The sequence below is a fragment of the Pseudomonas sp. NPDC077186 genome, assembly GCF_044543505.1.
Lineage (GTDB): Bacteria > Pseudomonadota > Gammaproteobacteria > Pseudomonadales > Pseudomonadaceae > Aquipseudomonas.
This window is the reverse complement of the sequence record NZ_JBITWE010000001.1, coordinates 1,486,321-1,505,771: the sequence shown is the minus strand read 5'-3', so window position 1 is coordinate 1,505,771 and position 19,451 is coordinate 1,486,321. Positions and strand designations below refer to the sequence as shown.

Here is a 19,451-nt window from a genome sequence, read left to right as displayed (position 1 = left end):
CCTGTCGCGATTAGGCGGCAGCAGCTTCGCCCAGCGCCTTGATGTGCGCGTTCAGGCGGCTCTTGTGACGAGCGGCTTTGTTCTTGTGGATGATGCCCTTGTCGGCCATGCGGTCGATGACCGGAACGGCCAGGGTGTAGGACGACTTGGCAAGCTCGAGGTCTTTGGCGTCGATAGCCTTGACCACGTTCTTGATGTAGGTACGGACCATGGAGCGCAGGCTGGCGTTATGGCTACGGCGCTTCTCAGCCTGTTTGGCGCGTTTTTTGGCAGAAGGTGAGTTGGCCACCGTCAAGCTCCTCGAAAACTGGGGGGTTACGACAAATAAGGCCGCGAATCATGCCGACCCCCTGGGCATCTGTCAAGCCCGCTGGCGCTTTCCCGTGCTGGCCTGACCAATGGCGGCTCGCTACACTCGACGCCTTCGCGCGCCGGCGGATTGTCCAGCGGCGCGCCCGTTTGCGGGAAATCGAGTCACTTCATGAATCTGCTCAAATCCCTGGCCGCGGTCAGTTCCCTGACCATGGTCTCGCGCGTGCTGGGTTTCGTGCGCGACACCATCATCGCTCGCACCTTCGGCGCCGGGGTGGCGTCGGACGCCTTCGTGGTGGCCTTCAAGCTGCCCAACCTGCTGCGCCGCATCTTCGCCGAGGGGGCGTTCTCCCAGGCCTTCGTGCCGATCCTGGCCGAGTACAAGATGCAGCAGGGCGAGGAGGCCACGCGCACCTTCGTCGCCTACGTCTCGGGCTTGCTGACCCTGGTGCTGGCGCTGGTCACCGCCATCGGCGTGCTGGCCGCACCCTGGATCGTCTGGGCCACCGCGCCGGGGTTCGCCGATGAGGCCGAGCGCTTCGAGCTGACCGTCGACCTGCTGCGGGTGACCTTCCCCTATATCCTGCTGATCTCGCTGTCGTCGCTGGCCGGCGCCATCCTCAACACCTGGAACCGCTTCTCGGTGCCGGCCTTCGTGCCGACCCTGCTGAACGTCAGCATGATCGGCTTTTCCGTCTTCCTGACGCCCTATTTCGACCCGCCGATCATGGCCCTGGGCTGGGCGGTGCTGGTCGGCGGCCTGCTGCAGCTGCTCTGGCAACTGCCGCATCTGAAGAAAATCGGCATGCTGGTGCTGCCGCGCCTGAGTGTTGGCGACCTCGGCGTGTGGCGCGTGCTCAAGCAGATGGGGCCGGCGATCTTCGGCGTGTCGGTGAGCCAGATCTCGCTGATCATCAATACCATCTTCGCTTCCTTCCTGGTCGCCGGCTCGGTGTCCTGGATGTACTACGCCGACCGCCTGATGGAACTGCCCTCGGGCGTGCTCGGCGTGGCCCTGGGCACCATCCTGCTGCCGGCGCTGTCGAAGACCTACGCCAGCCGCGACCGCGAGGAGTACCGCCGTCTGCTCGACTGGGGCCTGCGCCTGTGCTTCCTGCTGGTGCTGCCCAGCGCCCTGGCCCTGGCGGTGCTGGCCGAGCCGCTGACCGTGTCGCTGTTCCAGTACGGCAAGTTCACCGCCAGCGACGCGCTGATGACCCAGCAGGCGCTGATCGCCTATTCCATCGGCCTGCTCGGCATCATCCTGGTGAAGATCCTGGCGCCCGGCTTCTATGCCCAGCAGAACATCAAGACGCCGGTGAAGATCGCCGTGGTGACCCTGGTCTTCACCCAGTTGATGAACCTGGTGCTGGTCGGCCCACTGGCGCACGCCGGCCTGGCCCTGGCGATCAGCCTGGCGGCCTGCCTGAACGCCGGGTTGCTGTACTGGCAGCTACGCCGCGCCGATATCTTCCGGCCGCTGCCGGGCTGGGGCCTGTTCCTGCTCAAGCTGGTGCTGGCGGTGACGGCGATGGTGGCGGTGCTGCTGGGCCTGCTGCAGATCATGCCGGCCTGGGCCGAGGGCGACATGCCGCTGCGCCTGCTGCGTCTCGGCGCGCTGGTGGTCGCCGGGCTGTTGGTCTACTTCGGCATGCTGCTGCTTCTCGGTTTCCGCCTGCGCGACTTTGCCCGGCGGACGTCGTAGTTGTTGTAGGGGGCGCCGTGCGCAGCATCAGGCCGGTGCAGGCGCGATGCGCACGGCGCACCCTAGGATTCCAGGCGTCGCGATGCCTGTTGTGCATGGCGTGCTGTGCGTATAATCGGCCACTTTGTGAACAAGAAGCGTGCTATGCAGCTGGTTCGAGGTCTTCATAACCTGCAGCCCCAGGCGCGGGGCTGCGTGGTCACCATCGGTAATTTCGACGGCGTTCATCGTGGGCACCAGGCCATCCTGGCGCGCCTGCGCGAGCGTGCCGCGGAATTGGCCGTGCCCAGCTGCGTGGTGATCTTCGAGCCGCAGCCGCGCGAGTTCTTCGGTCCCGACACCGCCCCGGCGCGGCTGACCCGGCTGCGCGACAAGCTCGCCCTGCTGGCCGCCGAAGGCGTCGATCTGGTGCTGTGCCTGGCCTTCAACCGCCGCCTGCGCGAGCTGTCGGCGGCCGAATTCGTCCAGCGCGTGCTGGTCGACGGGCTCAAGGTGAAGGATCTGGAGATCGGCGACGATTTCCGCTTCGGCTGCGACCGCGCCGGCGATTTCGAGTTTCTCCAGGCCGCTGGCCAGCGCCATGGCTTTAGCGTCGAGGCCTCGACCACAGTCGAAGTGCTCGGCGGTCGGGTCAGCAGCACCCGTGTGCGCCAGGCCCTGGCCGATGGCGATTTCGAATTGGCCGAAGCCTTGCTCGGCCGGCCGTTCCGCATCGCCGGGCGGGTGCTGCACGGGCAGAAACTCGGCCGCCAGCTGGCCGCCCCCACCGCCAATATCCAGCTCAAGCGGCGCAAGGTGCCGCTGTCCGGGGTCTACCTGGTGAGTTGCGTGGTGGACGGCCAAATTCAACCGGGCGTGGCCAATATCGGCGTGCGCCCCAGCGTTGCCGGCGACGGCAGCGCCCATCTGGAAGTGCACCTTCTGGATTTTGCCGGCGACCTGTATGGCCGGCGCCTCTCGGTGGCCTTCCACCACAAGCTGCGTGACGAGCAGCGTTTCGCCTCGCTGGAGGCCCTGAAGACGGCGATTGCCGCCGATATTGCCGCTGCCCGTGATTATTGGCAGAGCCACCCGCTGATGAAGAGTCCGACATGACCGATTACAAAGCCACGCTGAACCTGCCCGATACCCCGTTCCCGATGAAGGCCGGCCTGCCGCAACGCGAGCCGCAGACCCTGCAGCGCTGGAACGAGATTGGCCTGTATAGCAAGCTGCGGCAGATCGGCGAGGATCGGCCCAAGTTCGTCCTGCACGACGGCCCGCCCTACGCCAACGGCAGCATCCATATCGGTCATGCGGTGAACAAGATCCTCAAGGACATCATCACCCGCTCCAAGACCCTGGCCGGCTATGACGCGCCCTATGTGCCGGGCTGGGACTGCCATGGCCTGCCGATCGAGCACAAGGTCGAGACCACCTTCGGCAAGAACCAGCCGGCCGACCTGACCCGCGAGCGCTGCCGCAGCTACGCCGGCGAGCAGATCGAAGGGCAGAAGGCCGACTTTATCCGCCTCGGCGTGTTGGGCGACTGGGGCAACCCCTACAAGACCATGGACTTCGCCAACGAGGCCGGCGAGATCCGCGCCCTGGCCGAGATGGTCAAGCAGGGCTTCGTGTTCAAGGGCCTAAAACCGGTCAACTGGTGCTTCGACTGCGGCTCGGCGCTGGCCGAGGCCGAGGTGGAGTACCAGGACAAGAAATCCGACGCCATCGACGTCGCTTTCCCCATCGAAGATGCCGACAAACTGGCCGCCGCCTTTGGCCTCAGCGAGCTGAGCAAGCCGGCCGCCATCGTCATCTGGACCACCACGCCCTGGACCATCCCGGCCAACCAGGCGCTCAACGTTCACCCGGAATTCAGCTATGCGCTGGTCGATACCGGCGCGCGCCTGCTGCTGCTGGCTGAGGAACTGGTCGAGTCCTGCCTGGCGCGCTACGGCCTCGACGGCCAGGTGCTCGCCACCGCGCCGGGCGCGGCGCTGGAGCTGATCCGTTTCCGCCACCCCTTCTACGAGCGCTTCTCGCCGGTGTACCTGGCCGACTACGTCGCCCTCGACGCCGGTACTGGCATCGTCCACTCGTCGCCGGCCTACGGCGAGGACGACTTCCGCACCTGCAAAGCCTACGGCATGAGCAACGACGATATCCTCAGCCCGGTGCAGAGCAACGGCGTCTACAGCGCGGATCTGCCGTTCTTCGGCGGCCAGTTTATCTGGAAGGCCAACCCGGCTATCGTCGAGAAGCTGGCCGAAGTCGGCGCGCTGCTCAAGCATCAGCCGATCCAGCACAGCTACATGCACTGCTGGCGGCACAAGACCCCGCTGATCTACCGCGCCACCGCGCAGTGGTTCGTCGGCATGGACAAGGTGGTGGCTGACGGCAGCAGCCTGCGCGCCCGTGCCCTGGACGCCGTTGAGCAGACCCAGTTCGTCCCGGCCTGGGGCCAGGCGCGCCTGCACGGCATGATCGCCGGCCGCCCCGACTGGTGCATCTCGCGCCAGCGCAACTGGGGCGTGCCGATCCCGTTCTTCCTGCACAAGGCCAGCGGCGAGCTGCACCCGCGTACCGTCGAGTTGATGGAGGAAGTCGCCCAGCGCGTCGAGCAGGAAGGCATCGAAGCCTGGTTCAAGCTGGATGCCGCCGAATTGCTCGGCAGTGATGCCGCCGACTACGACAAGATCAACGACACCCTCGACGTCTGGTTCGACTCCGGCACCACTCACTGGCACGTGCTGCGTGGCTCGCACGACCTCGGTCACAGCAGCGGCCCGCGCGCCGATCTGTATCTGGAAGGCTCCGACCAGCACCGCGGCTGGTTCCACTCGTCCCTGCTGACTGGCAGCGCCATCGACGGCCACGCGCCCTACAAGGCGCTGCTGACCCATGGCTTCGTGGTCGACGAGAACGGCCGCAAGATGTCCAAGTCGCTCGGCAACGTGGTCGCGCCGCAGGAGGTCAACGACAGCCTGGGCGCCGACATCATGCGCCTGTGGGTCGCCTCCACCGACTATTCCGGCGAGATGGCGGTGTCCAAGGTGATCCTGCAGCGCAGCGCCGACGCCTACCGGCGTATCCGCAACACCGCGCGCTTCATGCTGGCCAACCTCAACGGTTTCGATCCGGCCAAGGACCTGCTGCAACCCGAGCAGATGCTCGACCTCGACCGCTGGGCCGTCGACGCGGCCCTGCGCCTGCAGGACGAGATCGTCGAGGCCTACGCCGACTACCGCTTCTGGAACGTCTACTCCAAGGTGCACAACTTCTGCGTGCAGGAACTGGGCGGCTTCTACCTGGACATCATCAAGGACCGCCAGTACACCACTGCCGCCGACAGCGTGGCGCGTCGCTCCTGCCAGAGCGCGCTGTACCACATCAGCGAGGCGCTGGTGCGCTGGGTCGCGCCGATCCTGGCCTTCACCGCCGAGGAGATCTGGCAGTTCCTGCCGGGCCAGCGCAACGAGTCGGTGATGCTCAATACCTGGTATGACGGCCTCAGCCGCCTGCCGGAAGGCTTCGAGCTGGACCGCGCCTATTGGGACCGCGTCATGCAGGTCAAGGCTGCGGTCAACAAGGAGCTGGAGAACCTGCGCACGGCCAAGGCCATCGGCGGCAGCCTGCAGGCCGAAGTCACCCTGTTCGGAGGCGAGGCGCTGCAGGCCGACCTGGCCAAGCTCGGCGACGAGCTGCGTTTCGCCCTGATCACCTCGGCGGCGCAGACCGCGCCGCTGGCCGAGGCGCCGGTCGATGCGGTGGTCACCGAGGTGGAGGGGTTGAAGCTGAAGATCCTCAAGTCTGCCCACGCCAAGTGCGGCCGCTGCTGGCACTTCCGCGCCGACGTCGGCAGCCATGCCGCGCATCCGGAACTGTGCGGCCGCTGCGTGAGCAATATCGAAGGTGCAGGCGAGGTGCGCAAGCATGCCTGAGGTCTCGCGTTTCGGCCGACTGGCCTGGCTCTGGCTGACCCTGGCGGTGTTCGTCGTCGATCAGCTGAGCAAGCACTATTTCGAGGGCAGCCTCAGCCTGTACCAGCAGATCGTGGTGATTCCCGACTACTTCAGCTGGACCCTGGCCTACAACACCGGCGCGGCCTTCAGCTTCCTGGCCGATGCCGCCGGCTGGCAGCGCTGGTTCTTCGCCGCCATCGCGGTGGTGGTCAGCGGCGTACTGGTGGTTTGGCTCAAGCGCCTGAAACCCGAGGAAACCTGGCTGGCCATCGCCCTGGCACTGGTGCTCGGTGGCGCGCTGGGCAACCTCTACGACCGCGTGGTGCTCGGCCACGTGGTCGACTTCATCCTGGTGCACTGGCAGAACCGCTGGTATTTCCCGGCCTTCAACCTGGCCGACAGCGCCATCACCGTCGGCGCCATCCTCCTGGCGCTGGATATGTTCAAGAGCAACAAGTCCGGAGAACCTGCCAATGACTGACGTACGCATCGGCCCGGACAGGGAAGTCACCCTGCACTTCGCCCTCAAGCTGGAGAACGGCGACGTGGTCGACAGCACGTTCGACAAGCAGCCGGCCACCTTCAAGGTCGGCGACGGCAACCTGCTGCCCGGCTTCGAGCAGGCGCTGTACGGCTTCAAGGCCGGCGACAAGCGCAGCGTGCAGGTGCAGCCGGAGCAGGGCTTCGGCCAGCCCAACCCGCAGAACGTGCAGGTCATGCCGCGCAGCCAGTTCGAGGGCATGGAACTGTCCGAGGGGCTGCTGGTGATCTTCAACGACGCCGCCAATGCCGAGCTGCCCGGGGTGGTCAAGGCCTTCGACGACAAGCAGGTGACCATCGACTTCAACCACCCGCTGGCCGGTAAGGTGCTGGACTTCGAGGTGGAGATCGTCGCGGTGAAAGCACTCGATAGGGTGTAGACTGATCGCCTAAAACGGAGGCAGCCCGGTATGAGCGCGCAACTTTCCCCCATCGTGTCCGAGTTCGAAACTCGGGAGCAGGCGGACAGCCATGATCGTTGGTTCCGTCGCAAAGTGCAGGAATCGCTGGACGATTCGCGCCCTGGCGTTGCGCATGATCAGGTGATGGCCGAAATTGAGAACATCATCACCCAGGCCGAGGCCCGGCGCCGGGATCACCGCTGATGCTGCCGATCGTCTGGCGCGCTAGCGCCAGAGCCGACCTGGCGGAAATCATCCGCTACATCGCCGACCAAGATCCCCAGGCCGCTAGGCGGCTCTTGGATCAACTGGAGTCGGCTGTCCTGCCGTTGGCCGAGCACCCATACCTGTATCGTTCCGGACGGGTTCCCGGCACTCGTGAGCTGGTCGTCCATCCCAACTATGTCCTGGTCTACCGAGTGGCAGTCGACTGCGTCGAAGTGGTGAGCGTGCTGCACTCCCGCCAGGAATATCCCTGATCACTTGAGCTTCATTCCGTGCAGGTCACACCCATCACGGCGCATACCGAGACAACCACCATGCATATCAAACTCGCCAACCCCCGCGGCTTCTGTGCCGGCGTCGACCGCGCCATCGAGATCGTCAACCGCGCCCTGGAAGTCTTCGGCCCGCCGATCTATGTGCGCCACGAAGTGGTGCACAACAAGTTCGTGGTCGAGGATCTGCGTGCCCGCGGCGCGCTGTTCGTCGAGGAACTGGACCAGGTGCCGGACGACGTCATCGTCATCTTCAGCGCCCATGGCGTGTCCCAGGCGGTACGCGCCGAGGCCGAGCGCCGCGGTCTGAAGGTGTTCGACGCCACCTGCCCGCTGGTGACCAAGGTGCATATGGAGGTGGTGCGCTACAGCCGCGAGGGCCGCGAGTGCATCCTTATCGGCCATGAGGGTCATCCGGAAGTGGAAGGCACCATGGGCCAGTACGACGCCAGCAACGGCGGCGCCATCTACCTGGTGGAAGACGAGACCGACGTCGCCGAGCTGCAGGTGCGCAATCCCGAGGCGCTGGCCTTCGTCACCCAAACCACGCTGTCGATGGACGACACCAGCAAGGTGATCGACGCCCTGCGCGCCAGGTTTCCGGCCATCGGTGGGCCGCGCAAGGACGATATCTGCTATGCCACGCAGAACCGCCAGGACGCGGTCAAGCAGCTCGCCGCCGAGTGCGACGTGCTGCTGGTGGTGGGCAGCCCCAACAGCTCCAACTCCAACCGCCTGCGCGAGCTGGCCGAGCGCATGGGCACCCCGGCCTACCTGATCGACGGCGCCGAGGATCTCAAGCTCGAATGGTTCGACGGGGTGAGCGGCATCGGCATCACCGCCGGCGCCTCGGCCCCCGAGGTGTTGGTGCGCGGGGTGGTCGAGCAACTGCGCGCCTGGGGCGCGCAAGGGGAGACCGAACTGGACGGACGGCCGGAGAACGTGACGTTTTCCATGCCGAAGGAGTTGCGGGTTAGGCAGGTGTGAGTGTTACGCGCAAATAAAAAGCCGGCGTTACGCCGGCTTTTTTTGCTTTTTACCAACAGCTTTCCACCGTACCGCTGCCGGTCTCGGTCTTGATGCCCTGGCTGTTCAGTCCCAGGTTGCCGCACTGCGCGTCCGCGGCCTGCGCGCCAACGGCGGTAGCCACCAGCCGCACGCAGCGGGTCAGCGGGGTGCCGGCGGCGCATGCCTGGGCCGCGATGCTGTAGCGCCCTTCGTCGCTGATTACCGGGGCGTTGGCGGCAACGCCGGGAAAGGCCAGGCCGCCGGCGCCGAGGTTGGCGGTGTAGCTCTGGTTCTGCGAGTAGAAGCGTTCCTGCGCCTGCATGAGCTGGGTCAGCTTCGCATGGCCATCGGAGCGCCCCGTCTTGAGCAGGTACTCTTGATAGTTGGGGTAGGCGATGGCGGCCAGTACGCCGATTATCGCCACCGCAATCATGAGTTCGATCAGCGTGAAACCGCGTTGCTGTCGCATCAGTTTTCTCTCCAGTAAGTTTTGCTGACGGGCTGTTGATCTTTGTCGCAGTAGCCAACATCCCCTATGCATTTTTTATCGTCACCTTCGCCGCCACCGCCCTTTTTATCGTTCAATACTTCGGTGCCAATAACGACTTTGGGGGTACCATCTTCATTGAAAACAATTGCAGGAGAGGGAGGAATGCCCGAACGAACCAGTGCATAGCTGCGTATAGGGGCGTCGTTCTGAGAAAAGATGGCGCTTGCGTCTTTCAGGCTAAGCGCATATGCACGACCGCGACCTACATCGGGGCCGCAGGTAGTGACGCTCTCTCCGCGCGGGCTGAACGTATTGAAGAAAACAGCTCCTCTGAAAATAAGGGGAGATGAGAGCACCTTCTCACCCTTGGGCAGGCGCAGGAACCAGCCCTTGCTGTTGGCCAGCAATGTCTGGTTCGGCACGTAGTTGTTGCCGGGGGTCAACTGGGCGTAGAGGGTGTTGATCTGCTCGCGCAGCGCCGGCAGGCCGTCGGTCTCGTCGAGCGTAGCCAGTTGCGCCTGGTCGACCAGGAACTGATAGGCCTCGAATACCGTCAGGTCGTCGCCGTAAAGTGCCTTGGCCGCAGCCAGCTGTTCTGGCGTGAGCAGCCCGGAGCCCTCGTCATAGGCAGCGCTGGAGAGCAGATTGGCCTGCACCTGCGATGCATCGGCCTGGGCGCGCAGGTCGTTGCGCGTGCTTTCCAGTTGCGCCACCAGCGCCACGTTGCTGGCCAGGTTGGCCGCGTTATTGGCGAGTTCGGTGTTCTTGCTCGTCTCGTCGCGGGCCAGCAGGTCGGCTTCGCTCGGGGCCGGGGATGCCGAGCCGGTCAGCGCTTGCAGTTCGGCCAGGGCCTCGCCGATTGCTGTGCTATCCCCTGCGCTGATCGCGCTATTGAGTTGTGTCAGGGCGTCCTGCAGGGCGGTGCTGGTCTGGCCGTCATTGAGCCCGTTGCGCTGATCCGCTTCGGGGCTGCCGGCATAGCTCTGGTTCAGCCCGTCCAGCTCGGCTTGCAGGTTGGCGATGGTATCGTCGTTCGCCGAGGCCGCCTTGGCGTCGATAAGCGCCTGTTCCTGGTCGACAATGGCCTGGTAGAGCGTGCCCAGCCCGGTTTGCAGGCTGATCAGGGCGCCATAGCTTTCGGCCAGCGACTGGCTATGGGTGGACAGCGTTTGCTGTTTCGCTTCTGACTGATCGCGGGCAGTGGTGGCGGCGCCGTAGGCTGCTTGAGCGTCGCTCAGCGCCTGCGTGTTTTCCGGCGAGTCATCTGCGTCGTAGGCGGCTTGAGCGGCATCTCGATTAGCCAGCGCCGTATCGTAGGCGGCCTGTTTGCTGGCCAGATCGGCTTCGGCGTCGGTACGCGCCTGCTGCATGGCTTTCAGGGTTTGCTGGCTTTCCAGCAGCCCTTGCTGCAGCTTGCTCTGTTCGTCGCTTTCGGCCGCGTGCGGCAGCAGATAGGGGTCGGCGGCCATGATGGCGTCGATCTGGGTTTGGGCGTCATTGGCGCTGCTGTTGGCCTGCAGCATGGCGTTGTAGGCCGCAGTGAAGCCGGACGAGTCCTTGTAGGCGTTGAACGCATCGCGGGCAGAGCCGACGGAGGCATTCAGGGCGTTGATCTCGGCCTCCAGCTCCGCAATGTCCTCGAGAATCTGCGCCGCCTGGGCATCCGTCAGATCGACGCTGGAAACGTCCACCAGGTCGCTCTCGGTCATGGTGGTGTAGGTGCTCGGCTTGGTGAAGACATTGGCATCGCGCAGCACGTAGAAGCGGTCGATGGTGTCCTCGTTGAGCGGGTGGGCGCGGTAGCCCGAACCGAGGGAAATGGTGAAGTAGGTCTTGCCGCCACGTTCGCGGACCAAGGCCACGTCCGGCATGTTGAAGAAGCGACGATTGTTCAGGGCGTTGTCGCCGCCGAGGCGGGCGATACGGCCACCGGTTGCCAGGGTGGCGGCACCGGTGTTGGCATTGTTGATATCGAAGCGGAAGACCTGCGCCCGGCTATCGGCGGCATACAGAATGTCGGCCAGGCCATCGCCGTTGATATCGATGATCACCGGGTCCGCCGGCATGCTGTGGGTCATGCTGGCCAGTTGCAGGTTGGCACCGGTTTCCGTGGTGTGGCCGGCGCGCCAGATCAGCTGGCCGGTTTCGGCGTTGACGATATACAGGCTGTTGCCGTAGCTGTCGTTGGCCAGCGGCGTATTGGGGCTGTCGTTGTCCTGCAGGGGATCGTAGCCGCCGCTGAAGATAAGCACCTTGGTCTTGGTGCCGTTGACGTTGATGTCGGCCAGTTTGGGGGTGGACCAGGTCTGCCCCAGCTTTTCGAAGCCGGGCGTGGTGCCGCCCTTGATCACCCACTTCAGGGCAGGAGCGGTGATGGTGCCGACGTCCAGCGCATAGTAATTGCGGCCGCCGCGGCGCATGCCGGCGTAAAGAATGCTTTTAGTGATATTGCGAGTATCGTCTGCATTAAGAGCGCCATACTCGACCCAGAAATTGAACTGACCGTCCATACCGTAACGCTTGGAGTCGGAACCCTTGGGATCGCGGTAGTAGGCATCGAGGTTGGGCAGCAACTCCTTCGGAATAAAGGCGAACTGTTCTACGCCGGTCTTGGGGTCGACGGCATGAATGAAGCCCTCGTTGGTGCCGAAGAACATATAGAGCTGTTCGGGGGAGGTCGCGGTACCGTTCTTGGCAGCCTCGACGCGTACCAGATCCTCGTCGGTCTTGTAGGCGACGAGGCGGGGTTCGTTGTGCAGCACGTCGGCCAACTGCTGGCGGGCTTGGTCGCCGTTGTCGGGGTCCAGGCCACGCCCCCATTTGATGGCGTTCTCCCTCGCGGTAGTGCTGGTGACGCCCATCAGTGCGTTGGTAACAGCGCTGTTGCCCGTGGTCAGGGCATGCGTGCTGGTGCTTAGCAGCACGCTGCCGGTAACCCCTGCGCTGGCTGTCGGGGAGCGGTCGGCAGCTGTCCAGGTGTAGACGTTGCGGCTGCTAGGGCTGCCCAGCATGCCGGCGATACCGCCCTTGGCCACGTCGCTGCCGTCCATGTTCGACCAGTAACTGGAGGCGTTTTCCCTGAAGAAGCCGGTGGCCTCGTCGACGGCCGGATGGCCGTTCTTGTCGACGATCTGTGCGGCAACGGTATTGCCTTGCGCATCGGTGCTCTCGGGCTTGAGTGTGTAGCGTTTGACGTTGCCCACCCAGCGCGCGCCCTCAGCCGGACGGAACAGCGCGTAATAGAGATCGTTGCGGAAACCCAGGTTGTTATAGGCACTCACCGCGACGCTGGGGGTGGCGAAGGTGGTGTTCTCGGCGAGGATTTCCACCAGGATCGACTTCAGTGCCGATACCAGTCCGGAAGTGTTGTCGGTGGTGAAATAGCGGCCGTTACCGGCAGTAGCGGTGTTTTGCAGCAATGTCTGGTTGGTGGCGAAACCGATGGTGTAGGTGCTGACGGTCTGCTTGCCTGGTTGGCCACTGCTGACGTCCTGATTGGCCAGATGCTCGGCCAGGTGTGGCATGCACTCGCCGCTTCGACTGGTGCTGCTGGTACCGGGGTCGCGGCAGGTGGCGGCCAGATACTGGGTGTTTGCAGCGCCAGAGGTGCTGATCAGCGCGCGGATGTCGTTGTTGGCCGAGTTGTCGTAGGTGGGTTCGCCGTCGGTGAGCAGAATGATATTGCTCTTCTGGCAAGAGTACTGGATGGGGCTGTTGTAACTGCTACCGGATTTGGAGGCGGCGACGCTTGGCTTGGTTGGGTTGGTCCAGCTATTGCCATCTTCATAAGCAGCGTTGGTACCGTTGCCGAACTTTGGTGTCGCGCCTTTCATATAAAGCGCAGCTTCATAGAAACTTTCCGAAATGGGCGTATTGGACGCGCCATAGAGGCGGTTAAGTTCCGTGATGAAGCTATCGGCTGTCGTACTGGCGCGGCCCACGGGGATGGCGACCATCCCGCCTTCCTCGTTGCTGGTGTTGGGGGCGGCGTCGAAGTGCATCAGGCCGATATTGACGTCATCGCTTAAGCGCAACTCTTCGACAAGGGTATTGGTTACGTCTTTGACGACCTGCAGGCGGGTCTTTCGGTATTCATAGGTGTTTTCATAATTCTCGCATCTGCCCCGCCGGTCATAGCTTGTACATATTCGGCTTACCAGTACGGCTTCGCAGCGGTTGCGGATATTTCTTTCCGCCACGGTGCAGGTCGTGCCAGGAACGCTGGTTTGCATCGAGCCCGAGTTGTCGATGACAAACATCAGGTTGGGGCGTACTTGCTGGTCTTCCGGCAGCTTACGGCTCACGTAGATTTCGGTGTCGTCTGCAAGTGCGGTCTGGAAGGTCAGGCCAACATAGAGAAAACTGCCGAGGACGAGGGAGAACGCGCGGGTATTCATATTCTGGCCGTCCTGTTACTTGGCAATTATTTCGTTGATTGAGTCAATTGGCTTGTTGCGCAGGAAGACCGTGCCCTCCAGGGACTGGCCGTCCTGCAGGCGATCGGCTGTGATTCTTTGACCATTGATATACACCAAGGCCCCTGGAGCGAAAGGTAGTAGGCGCATAGGGCATTCCTCACACATCCGCAACTCCCCGTAGGGGTGGTCGCCGCTCATGCGGATGGTGACTTCAACGAATTCTAGTGGGGAAGCAATGATTGTGCCTTCTTCACTATGGCCTGGCTCTGAGAGTAATAATGTCAGAAGAAAAAGTAGATGGGCGTGTAGTCTTTTCATGATTCAGTCCTAACCTTTGATGTTTTCAAAGACAATACCCTGGGATTGTTCGGAATAGGCGCCATTTCCAAGTTCTGCGCGTGTTTGAATTTCAAATTTTGTACATTCAATAATTTGGCCGGATGCATTTCGTTCGCTATGGCTGCAAAGCATGGGGTCATGTGTTTTCCGAATGACCGTAAAGCCTGGAGCCAGGGGAGACGGGGTGTTAATTGCTTTGCCGCTGGTAGTTGGTGGTAGTCCGAGATTTTTAAGTTGTTCAGGGCTTGTGTACCATGGATAGCCGTCACTAGGATCGCCGTCGTTGAAACGTCCTGAGCTCAGCGCTTGTAAGAGTGGTATGCGCCCGGTGAGTCCGAGGTTTAAGTCGCGCAATTCACTGTTGATTTCATTTTGAGCTTGTTGGAAAGTTTGATTGCGAAATTGCGAATTGCTGGCCATGCGCTCTTCCAGGGTGGAGAACTGCATGGCGGTAATGCCGGCAATGGTAAGTACGACCAGAAATACCAGAGCTACGATAAGAGTGGCGCCGGTTTGTCGAGGGGGGGGGGTAATGTTCATGGCGCCTGACCTCAGAAGGTATTGCGTAGTTTGAAGGTGGTTGTAAATACTTGGCGAGCTTTGCCGTCATCAAAGGAAATTGGCTCGGCATCCAATAGTACATACTGACGTGCGGGGGCTGGAGGGTCGACGGGGTCTATAGAGTTGGCGAGTACTGCGATGCGAATGGCTAGCACCTCATTCCACTTTCCAAGTTGAGTGACTCTAGTTGCGGAAACATATTGGTTAACACTGCTTTTGTCGTTCGTAGTGCTAATGCCGTACTGCACTTCTAATGCGTCGATCCCATCAATCAATCTTTGTGGTGCGGCTCCCGTTACCCAGCTTCCTCTGAGGTTTCTTGAGTGACAGCCAAGTGATGGGTGCAGCTCTCCATTGTTAGGGTTGGCGTCTATTATTACGAACCGGTTGATGATTATGTCGGTGTCATTTATGGCGCTGGCACCTGAGCCGCTGGCGCCAATACAATCGCGTCTTGCCCCATTTTGGATGCGGGGCTGTAGAGCGAAGCTAATACCATCGGAGCGGGCGGCTAGGGTTTGTGCATTACTATCACCATCGCTGCTGCAGGTGTTTGAGTCTATGCAGATTGCATTGCCAGGGGCGGCAATCGGGCTAGGTGTATCTGCCATTGAGTTGGCGGCTTCCACATAGCCGGCATGACGTGCGCTCTGGGCAATAAATTCCAGAGCGAAGCGTCCGTTTTCTTGCAGGCGCGAGGCCGCTTCGTTGCTGGCGTAGGTCTGCTTCGATGAGAAAAACACCTGAACGACGCCGGTCAGCAGCAGCATGCTGATAACCAGGGCAACCAGCAGTTCGACAATGGACAGGCCGCGCTGCTTCGAGAGCTGAATGGACTCGCGATAGTTCATCGTTCAATCCTCAACTCGGTTGTGGCGCCAACAGTTTCTAATGCTTCGTTCTTGGAGCTTCGGTTGAGCCAGTTCAGGCTAAGGTCTAGGGCGTTACCGACTGGGGCCGCATCAATCAAAGGGGTTGCGGCGGGAGGCGTGATGAAATCTCGGCTATTGAAGCGGGCGTCGATGGTGTTGAAGTTGGCAATCGCGGCATAGCTGCACTGCGCTTCCCAGGCATCGAAGGCCGCCATCTGGGTGGCATTGCACTCGCTGGCATTGACCTTGGCTGCCGTGCTGGGGTTGTAGTAGTCGGCGCACATGCGTGCCGGCAGCGCGGCGCAATTCTGCGCGGCGGCATATTGGGCCGCAGTACCGTCCGGGTTGGCGCGCATGCGCTCGATAAAGTCCTGCATCAGCCAGACCGACTGCGAGCGTTGTCCGCTGTCGGCGGTGCTCTGCAGTGAGCTGAGTTGCATGGCAGCCAGCCCCAGCAGGCCGACGGTGAAGATCAATAGAGCGACCAGTACCTCGATCAGCGAGGCGCCGCTCTGCGTGCATGAAGATGAGTTCATATCCATTCCTTGCTTGTCAGCAGCCGTCGTCGCGCGCGACTTTCTCAACTTCCGCCCGCCCCTGAAGGTTCAAGGTGATGCAGCGGGCACTCTCGCCTGTGGCCTTGAGATTGGGGGAGGTCACGGCCAGGGCTGCGTTGCCCTGAGTAGCGGTGCCGTCACGGCGAAACACCAGAACCGGCGGGTTGGCGATACCCGAGCTGGTGATGCTCACGCCGTTGGTTCCTGTGAAGACCCGAACAACGTCAGCATGATTACAGTTGTTGCCAATGCTGGTCGGACCTACGCACCAGCCATCGCTCCAGCCGCTGGCGGTGCCTGTGCGTGGAATGACCCGGACATCCTGATTGAGCTTGAGCGCCTCGCTTCTGGCGAACGCCAGCGAAAGCATCATTTCATTCGCCTGGGAGCTGACACGCTGCTTGATGGCGAAGTCGGTGACGGCGGGCATCGCCAAACCCAGGATGATCCCGAGCAGCGCCAGGGTGATCAACAACTCGATAAGGGTAAATCCGTATTGCTGCTTCATCGGGCGGAGTCCTTGCAATGTGCTTTGCATCATTGCCAGTTGCTTCGCGCGCTTCAAGATTGACCGGGACGTCCGGTGGCTTTGCGGTGCCGAGTGGTCGAGCCTGTCCCATCATTGCGGGCAGCGTGCGTCTTCGCTGGAGGTTTTTACCCGCCCCTGCCGGCTGATCACGACCGCGCCCGTTCGGGCGCCGGGGTTGTCTGGGCAAAGACTCATGGTGCCGTTGCTGACGAAGGTGACCCCTTGGCTGCTGAAGTGGATCGAGTTGTTCGGCAGCATGCCGCGCCAGTGCAGGCTGATGCTGCTGGGCAGATAGAGGGTGCCGAGGATTTCTTCTCCCGGATCGAGGCGACGATTGCCGTTGCCATCGATAAAGCTGCTGATGCTCCCGCTCCAGCTCCGCTGGCAGAGGCCCTGCTCCGATAGCGGGCAGAGGGTGACCCGGCTTTGGCTGGTCATCGCCAGGTAGCGGGCCTTGCTGGTCATATGAAATAGTCCGGTTTTCAGGCTGTGCAGTTGCTGGCGTTCATGCCAGACCGAAACCGCTGGAGTTGCGATGCCCATCAGCAGGCCGACAATTGCCAGTGCAATGAGCAGGTCGAACAGGCTATAGCCTGCAATCTGATTGGCTCTCATCCTGAGTTCCCAATGTCGTTGTCCGTAACAACCTTCAGGGTAGAGCAATACCTGAATTTTCCCAGTCGATGTGGAGCACTTGGTTTTGTTGGATGCAATAGTTGTAGGTGGTGGGGCGCTAGGTTTGCTGACGGCCAGCAATCTTGCCGCACAAGGGATTCAGGTGACCCTGATCGAGCGGGGCAGCGTCGGCACTGAATCCTCCTGGGCCGGCGGCGGCATCGTTTCGCCGCTCTATCCCTGGCGCTACGGCGCGGCGGTGACGGCGTTGGCGCATTGGTCGCAGGATTTCTATCCGCGTCTCGGCGAGCAGTTGCTGGCGGCGACCGGAATCGATCCCGAGGTGCATGTCACCGGCCTGTACTGGCTGGACCTGGACGACGAGGCCGCGGCGCTGGCCTGGGCGGTGCGCGAGGGGCGGGTGTTGCAGACGGTGGATATCGCCGAGGTGCAGGCACGGGTGCCGGCGCTGGGAGCGGGTTTTGCGCGCGCCATCCATATGCCGGGAGTGGCCAATGTGCGTAACCCGCGGCTGGTCAAGGCGCTACGCGCGGCGCTGCTGGCGATGCCCAACGTGCAGCTGCGCGAGCAGTGTGCGGTCAGCGGCTTCATTCAGGAGGGGGGGCGGATCCGTGGCGTCACCACGGCCGACGGCGAGATTCGCGCGGAGCGTGTGGTGCTGGCCGCCGGGGCCTGGAGCGGCGAGTTGCTCAAGAGCCTGGGGATCGACCTGCCGGTGCAGCCGGTCAAGGGTCAGATGATCCTCTACAAGTGCGCCGCGGACTTTCTGCCGAGCATGGTGCTGGCCGGCGGGCGCTACGCGATCCCGCGGCGCGACGGGCATATCCTGGTGGGCAGCACCCTGGAGCATGCCGGCTTCGACAAGACGCCGACCGAGGTGGCCCTGGCCAGTCTGAAGGATTCGGCGGAAGAGCTGTTGCCGGCCTTGAAGGACGCCGAGGTGGTCGGCCACTGGGCCGGTCTGCGGCCGGGTTCGCCGGAGGGCATCCCCTTTATCGGCGAGCTGCCTTCGCATCCCGGGCTGTGGCTCAATTGCGGGCATTACCGCAACGGCCTGGTGCTGGCGCCGGCGTCCTGCCGCCTGCTGGCCGATCTGCTGCAGGGGCGCGAGCCGATCATCGATCCGGCGCCTTATGCGCCGGCGGGGCGGCTGGGTCTTTAGCGCAGAGCTTCGCCCAGGCACCCACGGGGCGCGAGGGCTGCTTGTGTAGGAGCCGCGCCCCGCGGCGAATCGCCGGGGCGGTGGTAACGCGACGTCAGAAGCTTCGCCCCGGGGCGGGGCTCCCACGGGGGAACGTCTCAGTCGATCCCCAGTTTCTTCAGACGGTAGCGCATCGAGCGGAAGGTCAGGCCCAGGCGTTGGGCGGCGGCGGTGCGGTTCCAGCGGGTTTCTTCCAGCGCCTGCATGATCAGCTTGCGCTCGATGCCTTCGAGGTAGTCCTCCAGGTTGTCGATCTGCGCTAGGCTGGTTTCGCCGGCCTCGCCGCTCGGGCCGCCGGCGTCGGCCAGGCGCAGGTCGGCGGCGCTGATCTGGTCGTCCTCGCACAGGGTGTAGGCGCGTTCGAGCATGTTCTCCAGTTCGCGCACGTTGCCCGGGAAACGGTAGTTCTTCAGCTTCTCCAGCGCCTCGGGTTGCAGCTTGGCGGCGGCCAGGCCGCTGCCGTCGGCCAGGCGCGCGAGCATCACCGCGGCCAGCTGGGCGATGTCTTCGCGACGCTCGCGCAGCGGCGGCACGCGCAGTTCGATGACATTGAGGCGGTAGTAGAGGTCCTGGCGGAAGCGCCCGGCGGCGACTTCGGCGGCCAGGTCCTTGTGCGTGGCGCAGAGGATGCGCACGTCGACCACCACTTCCTGCTGGCCGCCGACGGCGCGCACGGCCTTCTCCTGGATCGCGCGCAGCAGCTTGACCTGCATCGGCAGTGGCAGGTCGGCCACTTCGTCGAGGAACAGGGTGCCGCCGTTGGCGGCCTGGAACAGGCCCTGCTTGTCCTCGATGGCGCCGGTGAAGCTGCCCTTCTTGTGGCCGAAGAACTCGCTCTCCATCAGCTCCGAGGGGATGGCGCCGCAGTTGACCGGGACGAACGGCTGCTCGGCGCGCGGGCCCTGTTCGTGGATCAGCCGCGCCACCAGTTCCTTGCCGCTACCGGATTCGCCGCTGATATAGACCGGCGCCTGACTGCGGGCGAGTTTCTGGATCTGCTTGCGCAGCGCCTTCATCGGCGGCGAGTCGCCGAGCAGGCGGTTGTCGACCGGCGCGTCCTCGCCTTCGGGGGAGCGGATACGCAGGGCGGTGGCCACCAGCTCGCGCAGGCGGCCGAGGTCCACCGGCTTGGTGACGAAGTCGAAGGCGCCGGCCTTGAGCGCGTTGATCGCGGTGTCCAGGCTGCCGTAGGCGGTGATCATCGCCACCGGCACCTGCGGGTGGCGCTGCTGGATGTGCTGCACCAGCTCCAGGCCGGTGCCGTCGGGCAGGCGCATGTCGGTCAGGCACAGGTCGAAGGGTTCGCGCGCCAGCCATTCGCGCGCTTCCTTGACGTTGCGCGCGCTGCGCGTGTCCAGCTTCATCCGGCCGAGGGTGATTTCCAGCAGTTCGCGGATGTCCGGTTCGTCGTCGACGATCAAGGCTCTCTGGCGGGTCATGG

Annotated in this window: 19 protein-coding genes; 9 read left to right on the top strand and 10 right to left on the bottom strand. The window is 63.2% G+C overall.

The window, feature by feature from the left end; genetic code table 11:
- Window positions 1-10: 10 nt before the first annotated feature.
- Window positions 11-289, bottom strand: a complete 279-nt coding sequence (gene rpsT, locus ACIGKL_RS07130; protein ID WP_021441753.1) for a 30S ribosomal protein S20 — start codon at window positions 287-289, stop codon at window positions 11-13.
- 192 nt (window positions 290-481) lie between these two features.
- Between rpsT and murJ the strand changes: the two genes are divergently transcribed.
- The 8 genes from murJ (at window position 482) to ispH (ending at window position 8,386) form a co-directional block, all read left to right on the top strand.
- A complete protein-coding gene (gene murJ / locus ACIGKL_RS07125; RefSeq protein ID WP_397485979.1) occupies window positions 482-2,017 on the top strand; it encodes a murein biosynthesis integral membrane protein MurJ in 1,536 nt (511 codons plus the stop codon).
- A 144-nt stretch (window positions 2,018-2,161) separates the two neighbouring features.
- Window positions 2,162-3,112, top strand: a complete 951-nt coding sequence (gene ribF, locus ACIGKL_RS07120) for a bifunctional riboflavin kinase/FAD synthetase (protein WP_397485978.1) — start codon at window positions 2,162-2,164, stop codon at window positions 3,110-3,112.
- The gene (gene ileS / locus ACIGKL_RS07115; protein WP_397485977.1) at window positions 3,109-5,940 is read left to right on the top strand and encodes an isoleucine--tRNA ligase; all 2,832 of its coding nucleotides are present in this window, start codon (window positions 3,109-3,111) and stop codon (window positions 5,938-5,940) included. The genes ribF and ileS overlap by 4 nt, the downstream gene beginning before the upstream one ends.
- A complete protein-coding gene (gene lspA / locus ACIGKL_RS07110; RefSeq protein WP_397485976.1) occupies window positions 5,933-6,442 on the top strand; it encodes a signal peptidase II in 510 nt (169 codons plus the stop codon). The genes ileS and lspA overlap by 8 nt, the downstream gene beginning before the upstream one ends.
- On the top strand, window positions 6,435-6,881 hold the full coding sequence (locus ACIGKL_RS07105) for a peptidylprolyl isomerase (protein WP_397485975.1): 447 nt from the start codon (window positions 6,435-6,437) through the stop codon (window positions 6,879-6,881). Before lspA ends, ACIGKL_RS07105 begins: the two co-directional genes overlap by 8 nt.
- Before the next feature lie 30 nt (window positions 6,882-6,911).
- Window positions 6,912-7,106 (top strand): stability determinant, encoded by a 195-nt coding sequence (locus ACIGKL_RS07100; protein WP_397485974.1) that lies wholly within the window; start codon window positions 6,912-6,914, stop codon window positions 7,104-7,106.
- Window positions 7,106-7,381 (top strand): type II toxin-antitoxin system RelE/ParE family toxin, encoded by a 276-nt coding sequence (locus ACIGKL_RS07095; RefSeq protein ID WP_397485973.1) that lies wholly within the window; start codon window positions 7,106-7,108, stop codon window positions 7,379-7,381. Before ACIGKL_RS07100 ends, ACIGKL_RS07095 begins: the two co-directional genes overlap by 1 nt.
- Window positions 7,382-7,441: 60 nt before the next feature.
- Window positions 7,442-8,386, top strand: coding sequence for a 4-hydroxy-3-methylbut-2-enyl diphosphate reductase (gene ispH / locus ACIGKL_RS07090; protein WP_397485972.1), 945 nt, complete (start codon window positions 7,442-7,444; stop codon window positions 8,384-8,386).
- A gap of 49 nt (window positions 8,387-8,435) precedes the next feature.
- Here the strand turns inward: ispH and ACIGKL_RS07085 are convergent, their stop codons facing one another.
- From ACIGKL_RS07085 to ACIGKL_RS07050, 8 genes are all read right to left on the bottom strand, one after another.
- Complete coding sequence (locus ACIGKL_RS07085; RefSeq protein ID WP_397485971.1) at window positions 8,436-8,876, bottom strand: type IV pilin protein; 441 nt, start codon at window positions 8,874-8,876, stop codon at window positions 8,436-8,438.
- Entirely contained in the window at window positions 8,876-13,294 is a 4,419-nt protein-coding gene (locus ACIGKL_RS07080) for a PilC/PilY family type IV pilus protein (protein WP_397485970.1), read from the bottom strand. Before ACIGKL_RS07080 ends, ACIGKL_RS07085 begins: the two co-directional genes overlap by 1 nt.
- A 15-nt stretch (window positions 13,295-13,309) precedes the next feature.
- Entirely contained in the window at window positions 13,310-13,633 is a 324-nt protein-coding gene (locus ACIGKL_RS07075) for a hypothetical protein (RefSeq protein WP_397485969.1), read from the bottom strand.
- A 9-nt stretch (window positions 13,634-13,642) separates the two neighbouring features.
- Window positions 13,643-14,194, bottom strand: a complete 552-nt coding sequence (locus ACIGKL_RS07070) for a PilX N-terminal domain-containing pilus assembly protein (RefSeq protein ID WP_397485968.1) — start codon at window positions 14,192-14,194, stop codon at window positions 13,643-13,645.
- Window positions 14,195-14,205: 11 nt separating this feature from the next.
- The gene (locus ACIGKL_RS07065; RefSeq protein WP_397485967.1) at window positions 14,206-15,066 is read right to left on the bottom strand and encodes a PilW family protein; all 861 of its coding nucleotides are present in this window, start codon (window positions 15,064-15,066) and stop codon (window positions 14,206-14,208) included.
- Window positions 15,063-15,623, bottom strand: a complete 561-nt coding sequence (pilV, locus tag ACIGKL_RS07060; RefSeq protein WP_397485966.1) for a type IV pilus modification protein PilV — start codon at window positions 15,621-15,623, stop codon at window positions 15,063-15,065. Before pilV ends, ACIGKL_RS07065 begins: the two co-directional genes overlap by 4 nt.
- A gap of 16 nt (window positions 15,624-15,639) precedes the next feature.
- Entirely contained in the window at window positions 15,640-16,152 is a 513-nt protein-coding gene (locus ACIGKL_RS07055; RefSeq protein WP_397485965.1) for a GspH/FimT family pseudopilin, read from the bottom strand.
- Window positions 16,153-16,263: 111 nt separating this feature from the next.
- On the bottom strand, window positions 16,264-16,836 hold the full coding sequence (locus tag ACIGKL_RS07050; protein WP_397485964.1) for a GspH/FimT family pseudopilin: 573 nt from the start codon (window positions 16,834-16,836) through the stop codon (window positions 16,264-16,266).
- 37 nt (window positions 16,837-16,873) lie between these two features.
- Between ACIGKL_RS07050 and thiO the strand changes: the two genes are divergently transcribed.
- Window positions 16,874-17,971, top strand: coding sequence for a glycine oxidase ThiO (gene thiO / locus ACIGKL_RS07045; RefSeq protein ID WP_397485963.1), 1,098 nt, complete (start codon window positions 16,874-16,876; stop codon window positions 17,969-17,971).
- Between the two features lie 137 nt (window positions 17,972-18,108).
- Here thiO and ACIGKL_RS07040 read toward each other — a convergent pair whose 3' ends face one another.
- Window positions 18,109-19,449 carry a sigma-54-dependent transcriptional regulator gene (locus ACIGKL_RS07040; protein ID WP_397485962.1) on the bottom strand — a complete coding sequence of 447 codons (1,341 nt, stop codon included), beginning with the start codon at window positions 19,447-19,449 and terminating at the stop codon, window positions 18,109-18,111.
- Window positions 19,450-19,451: the final 2 nt, after the last annotated feature.

Coding starts and splice junctions, on each gene's coding strand:
- murJ (WP_397485979.1), top strand. CDS start 482: ATGAATCTGCTCAAATCCCTGGCCGCGGTCAGTTCCCTGACCATGGTC.
- ribF (WP_397485978.1), top strand. CDS start 2,162: ATGCAGCTGGTTCGAGGTCTTCATAACCTGCAGCCCCAGGCGCGGGGC.
- ileS (WP_397485977.1), top strand. CDS start 3,109: ATGACCGATTACAAAGCCACGCTGAACCTGCCCGATACCCCGTTCCCG.
- lspA (WP_397485976.1), top strand. CDS start 5,933: ATGCCTGAGGTCTCGCGTTTCGGCCGACTGGCCTGGCTCTGGCTGACC.
- ACIGKL_RS07105 (WP_397485975.1), top strand. CDS start 6,435: ATGACTGACGTACGCATCGGCCCGGACAGGGAAGTCACCCTGCACTTC.
- ACIGKL_RS07100 (WP_397485974.1), top strand. CDS start 6,912: ATGAGCGCGCAACTTTCCCCCATCGTGTCCGAGTTCGAAACTCGGGAG.
- ACIGKL_RS07095 (WP_397485973.1), top strand. CDS start 7,106: ATGCTGCCGATCGTCTGGCGCGCTAGCGCCAGAGCCGACCTGGCGGAA.
- ispH (WP_397485972.1), top strand. CDS start 7,442: ATGCATATCAAACTCGCCAACCCCCGCGGCTTCTGTGCCGGCGTCGAC.
- ACIGKL_RS07085 (WP_397485971.1), bottom strand. CDS start 8,876: ATGCGACAGCAACGCGGTTTCACGCTGATCGAACTCATGATTGCGGTG.
- ACIGKL_RS07080 (WP_397485970.1), bottom strand. CDS start 13,294: ATGAATACCCGCGCGTTCTCCCTCGTCCTCGGCAGTTTTCTCTATGTT.
- ACIGKL_RS07075 (WP_397485969.1), bottom strand. CDS start 13,633: ATGAAAAGACTACACGCCCATCTACTTTTTCTTCTGACATTATTACTC.
- ACIGKL_RS07070 (WP_397485968.1), bottom strand. CDS start 14,194: ATGAACATTACCCCCCCCCCTCGACAAACCGGCGCCACTCTTATCGTA.
- ACIGKL_RS07065 (WP_397485967.1), bottom strand. CDS start 15,066: ATGAACTATCGCGAGTCCATTCAGCTCTCGAAGCAGCGCGGCCTGTCC.
- pilV (WP_397485966.1), bottom strand. CDS start 15,623: ATGAACTCATCTTCATGCACGCAGAGCGGCGCCTCGCTGATCGAGGTA.
- ACIGKL_RS07055 (WP_397485965.1), bottom strand. CDS start 16,152: ATGAAGCAGCAATACGGATTTACCCTTATCGAGTTGTTGATCACCCTG.
- ACIGKL_RS07040 (WP_397485962.1), bottom strand. CDS start 19,449: ATGACCCGCCAGAGAGCCTTGATCGTCGACGACGAACCGGACATCCGC.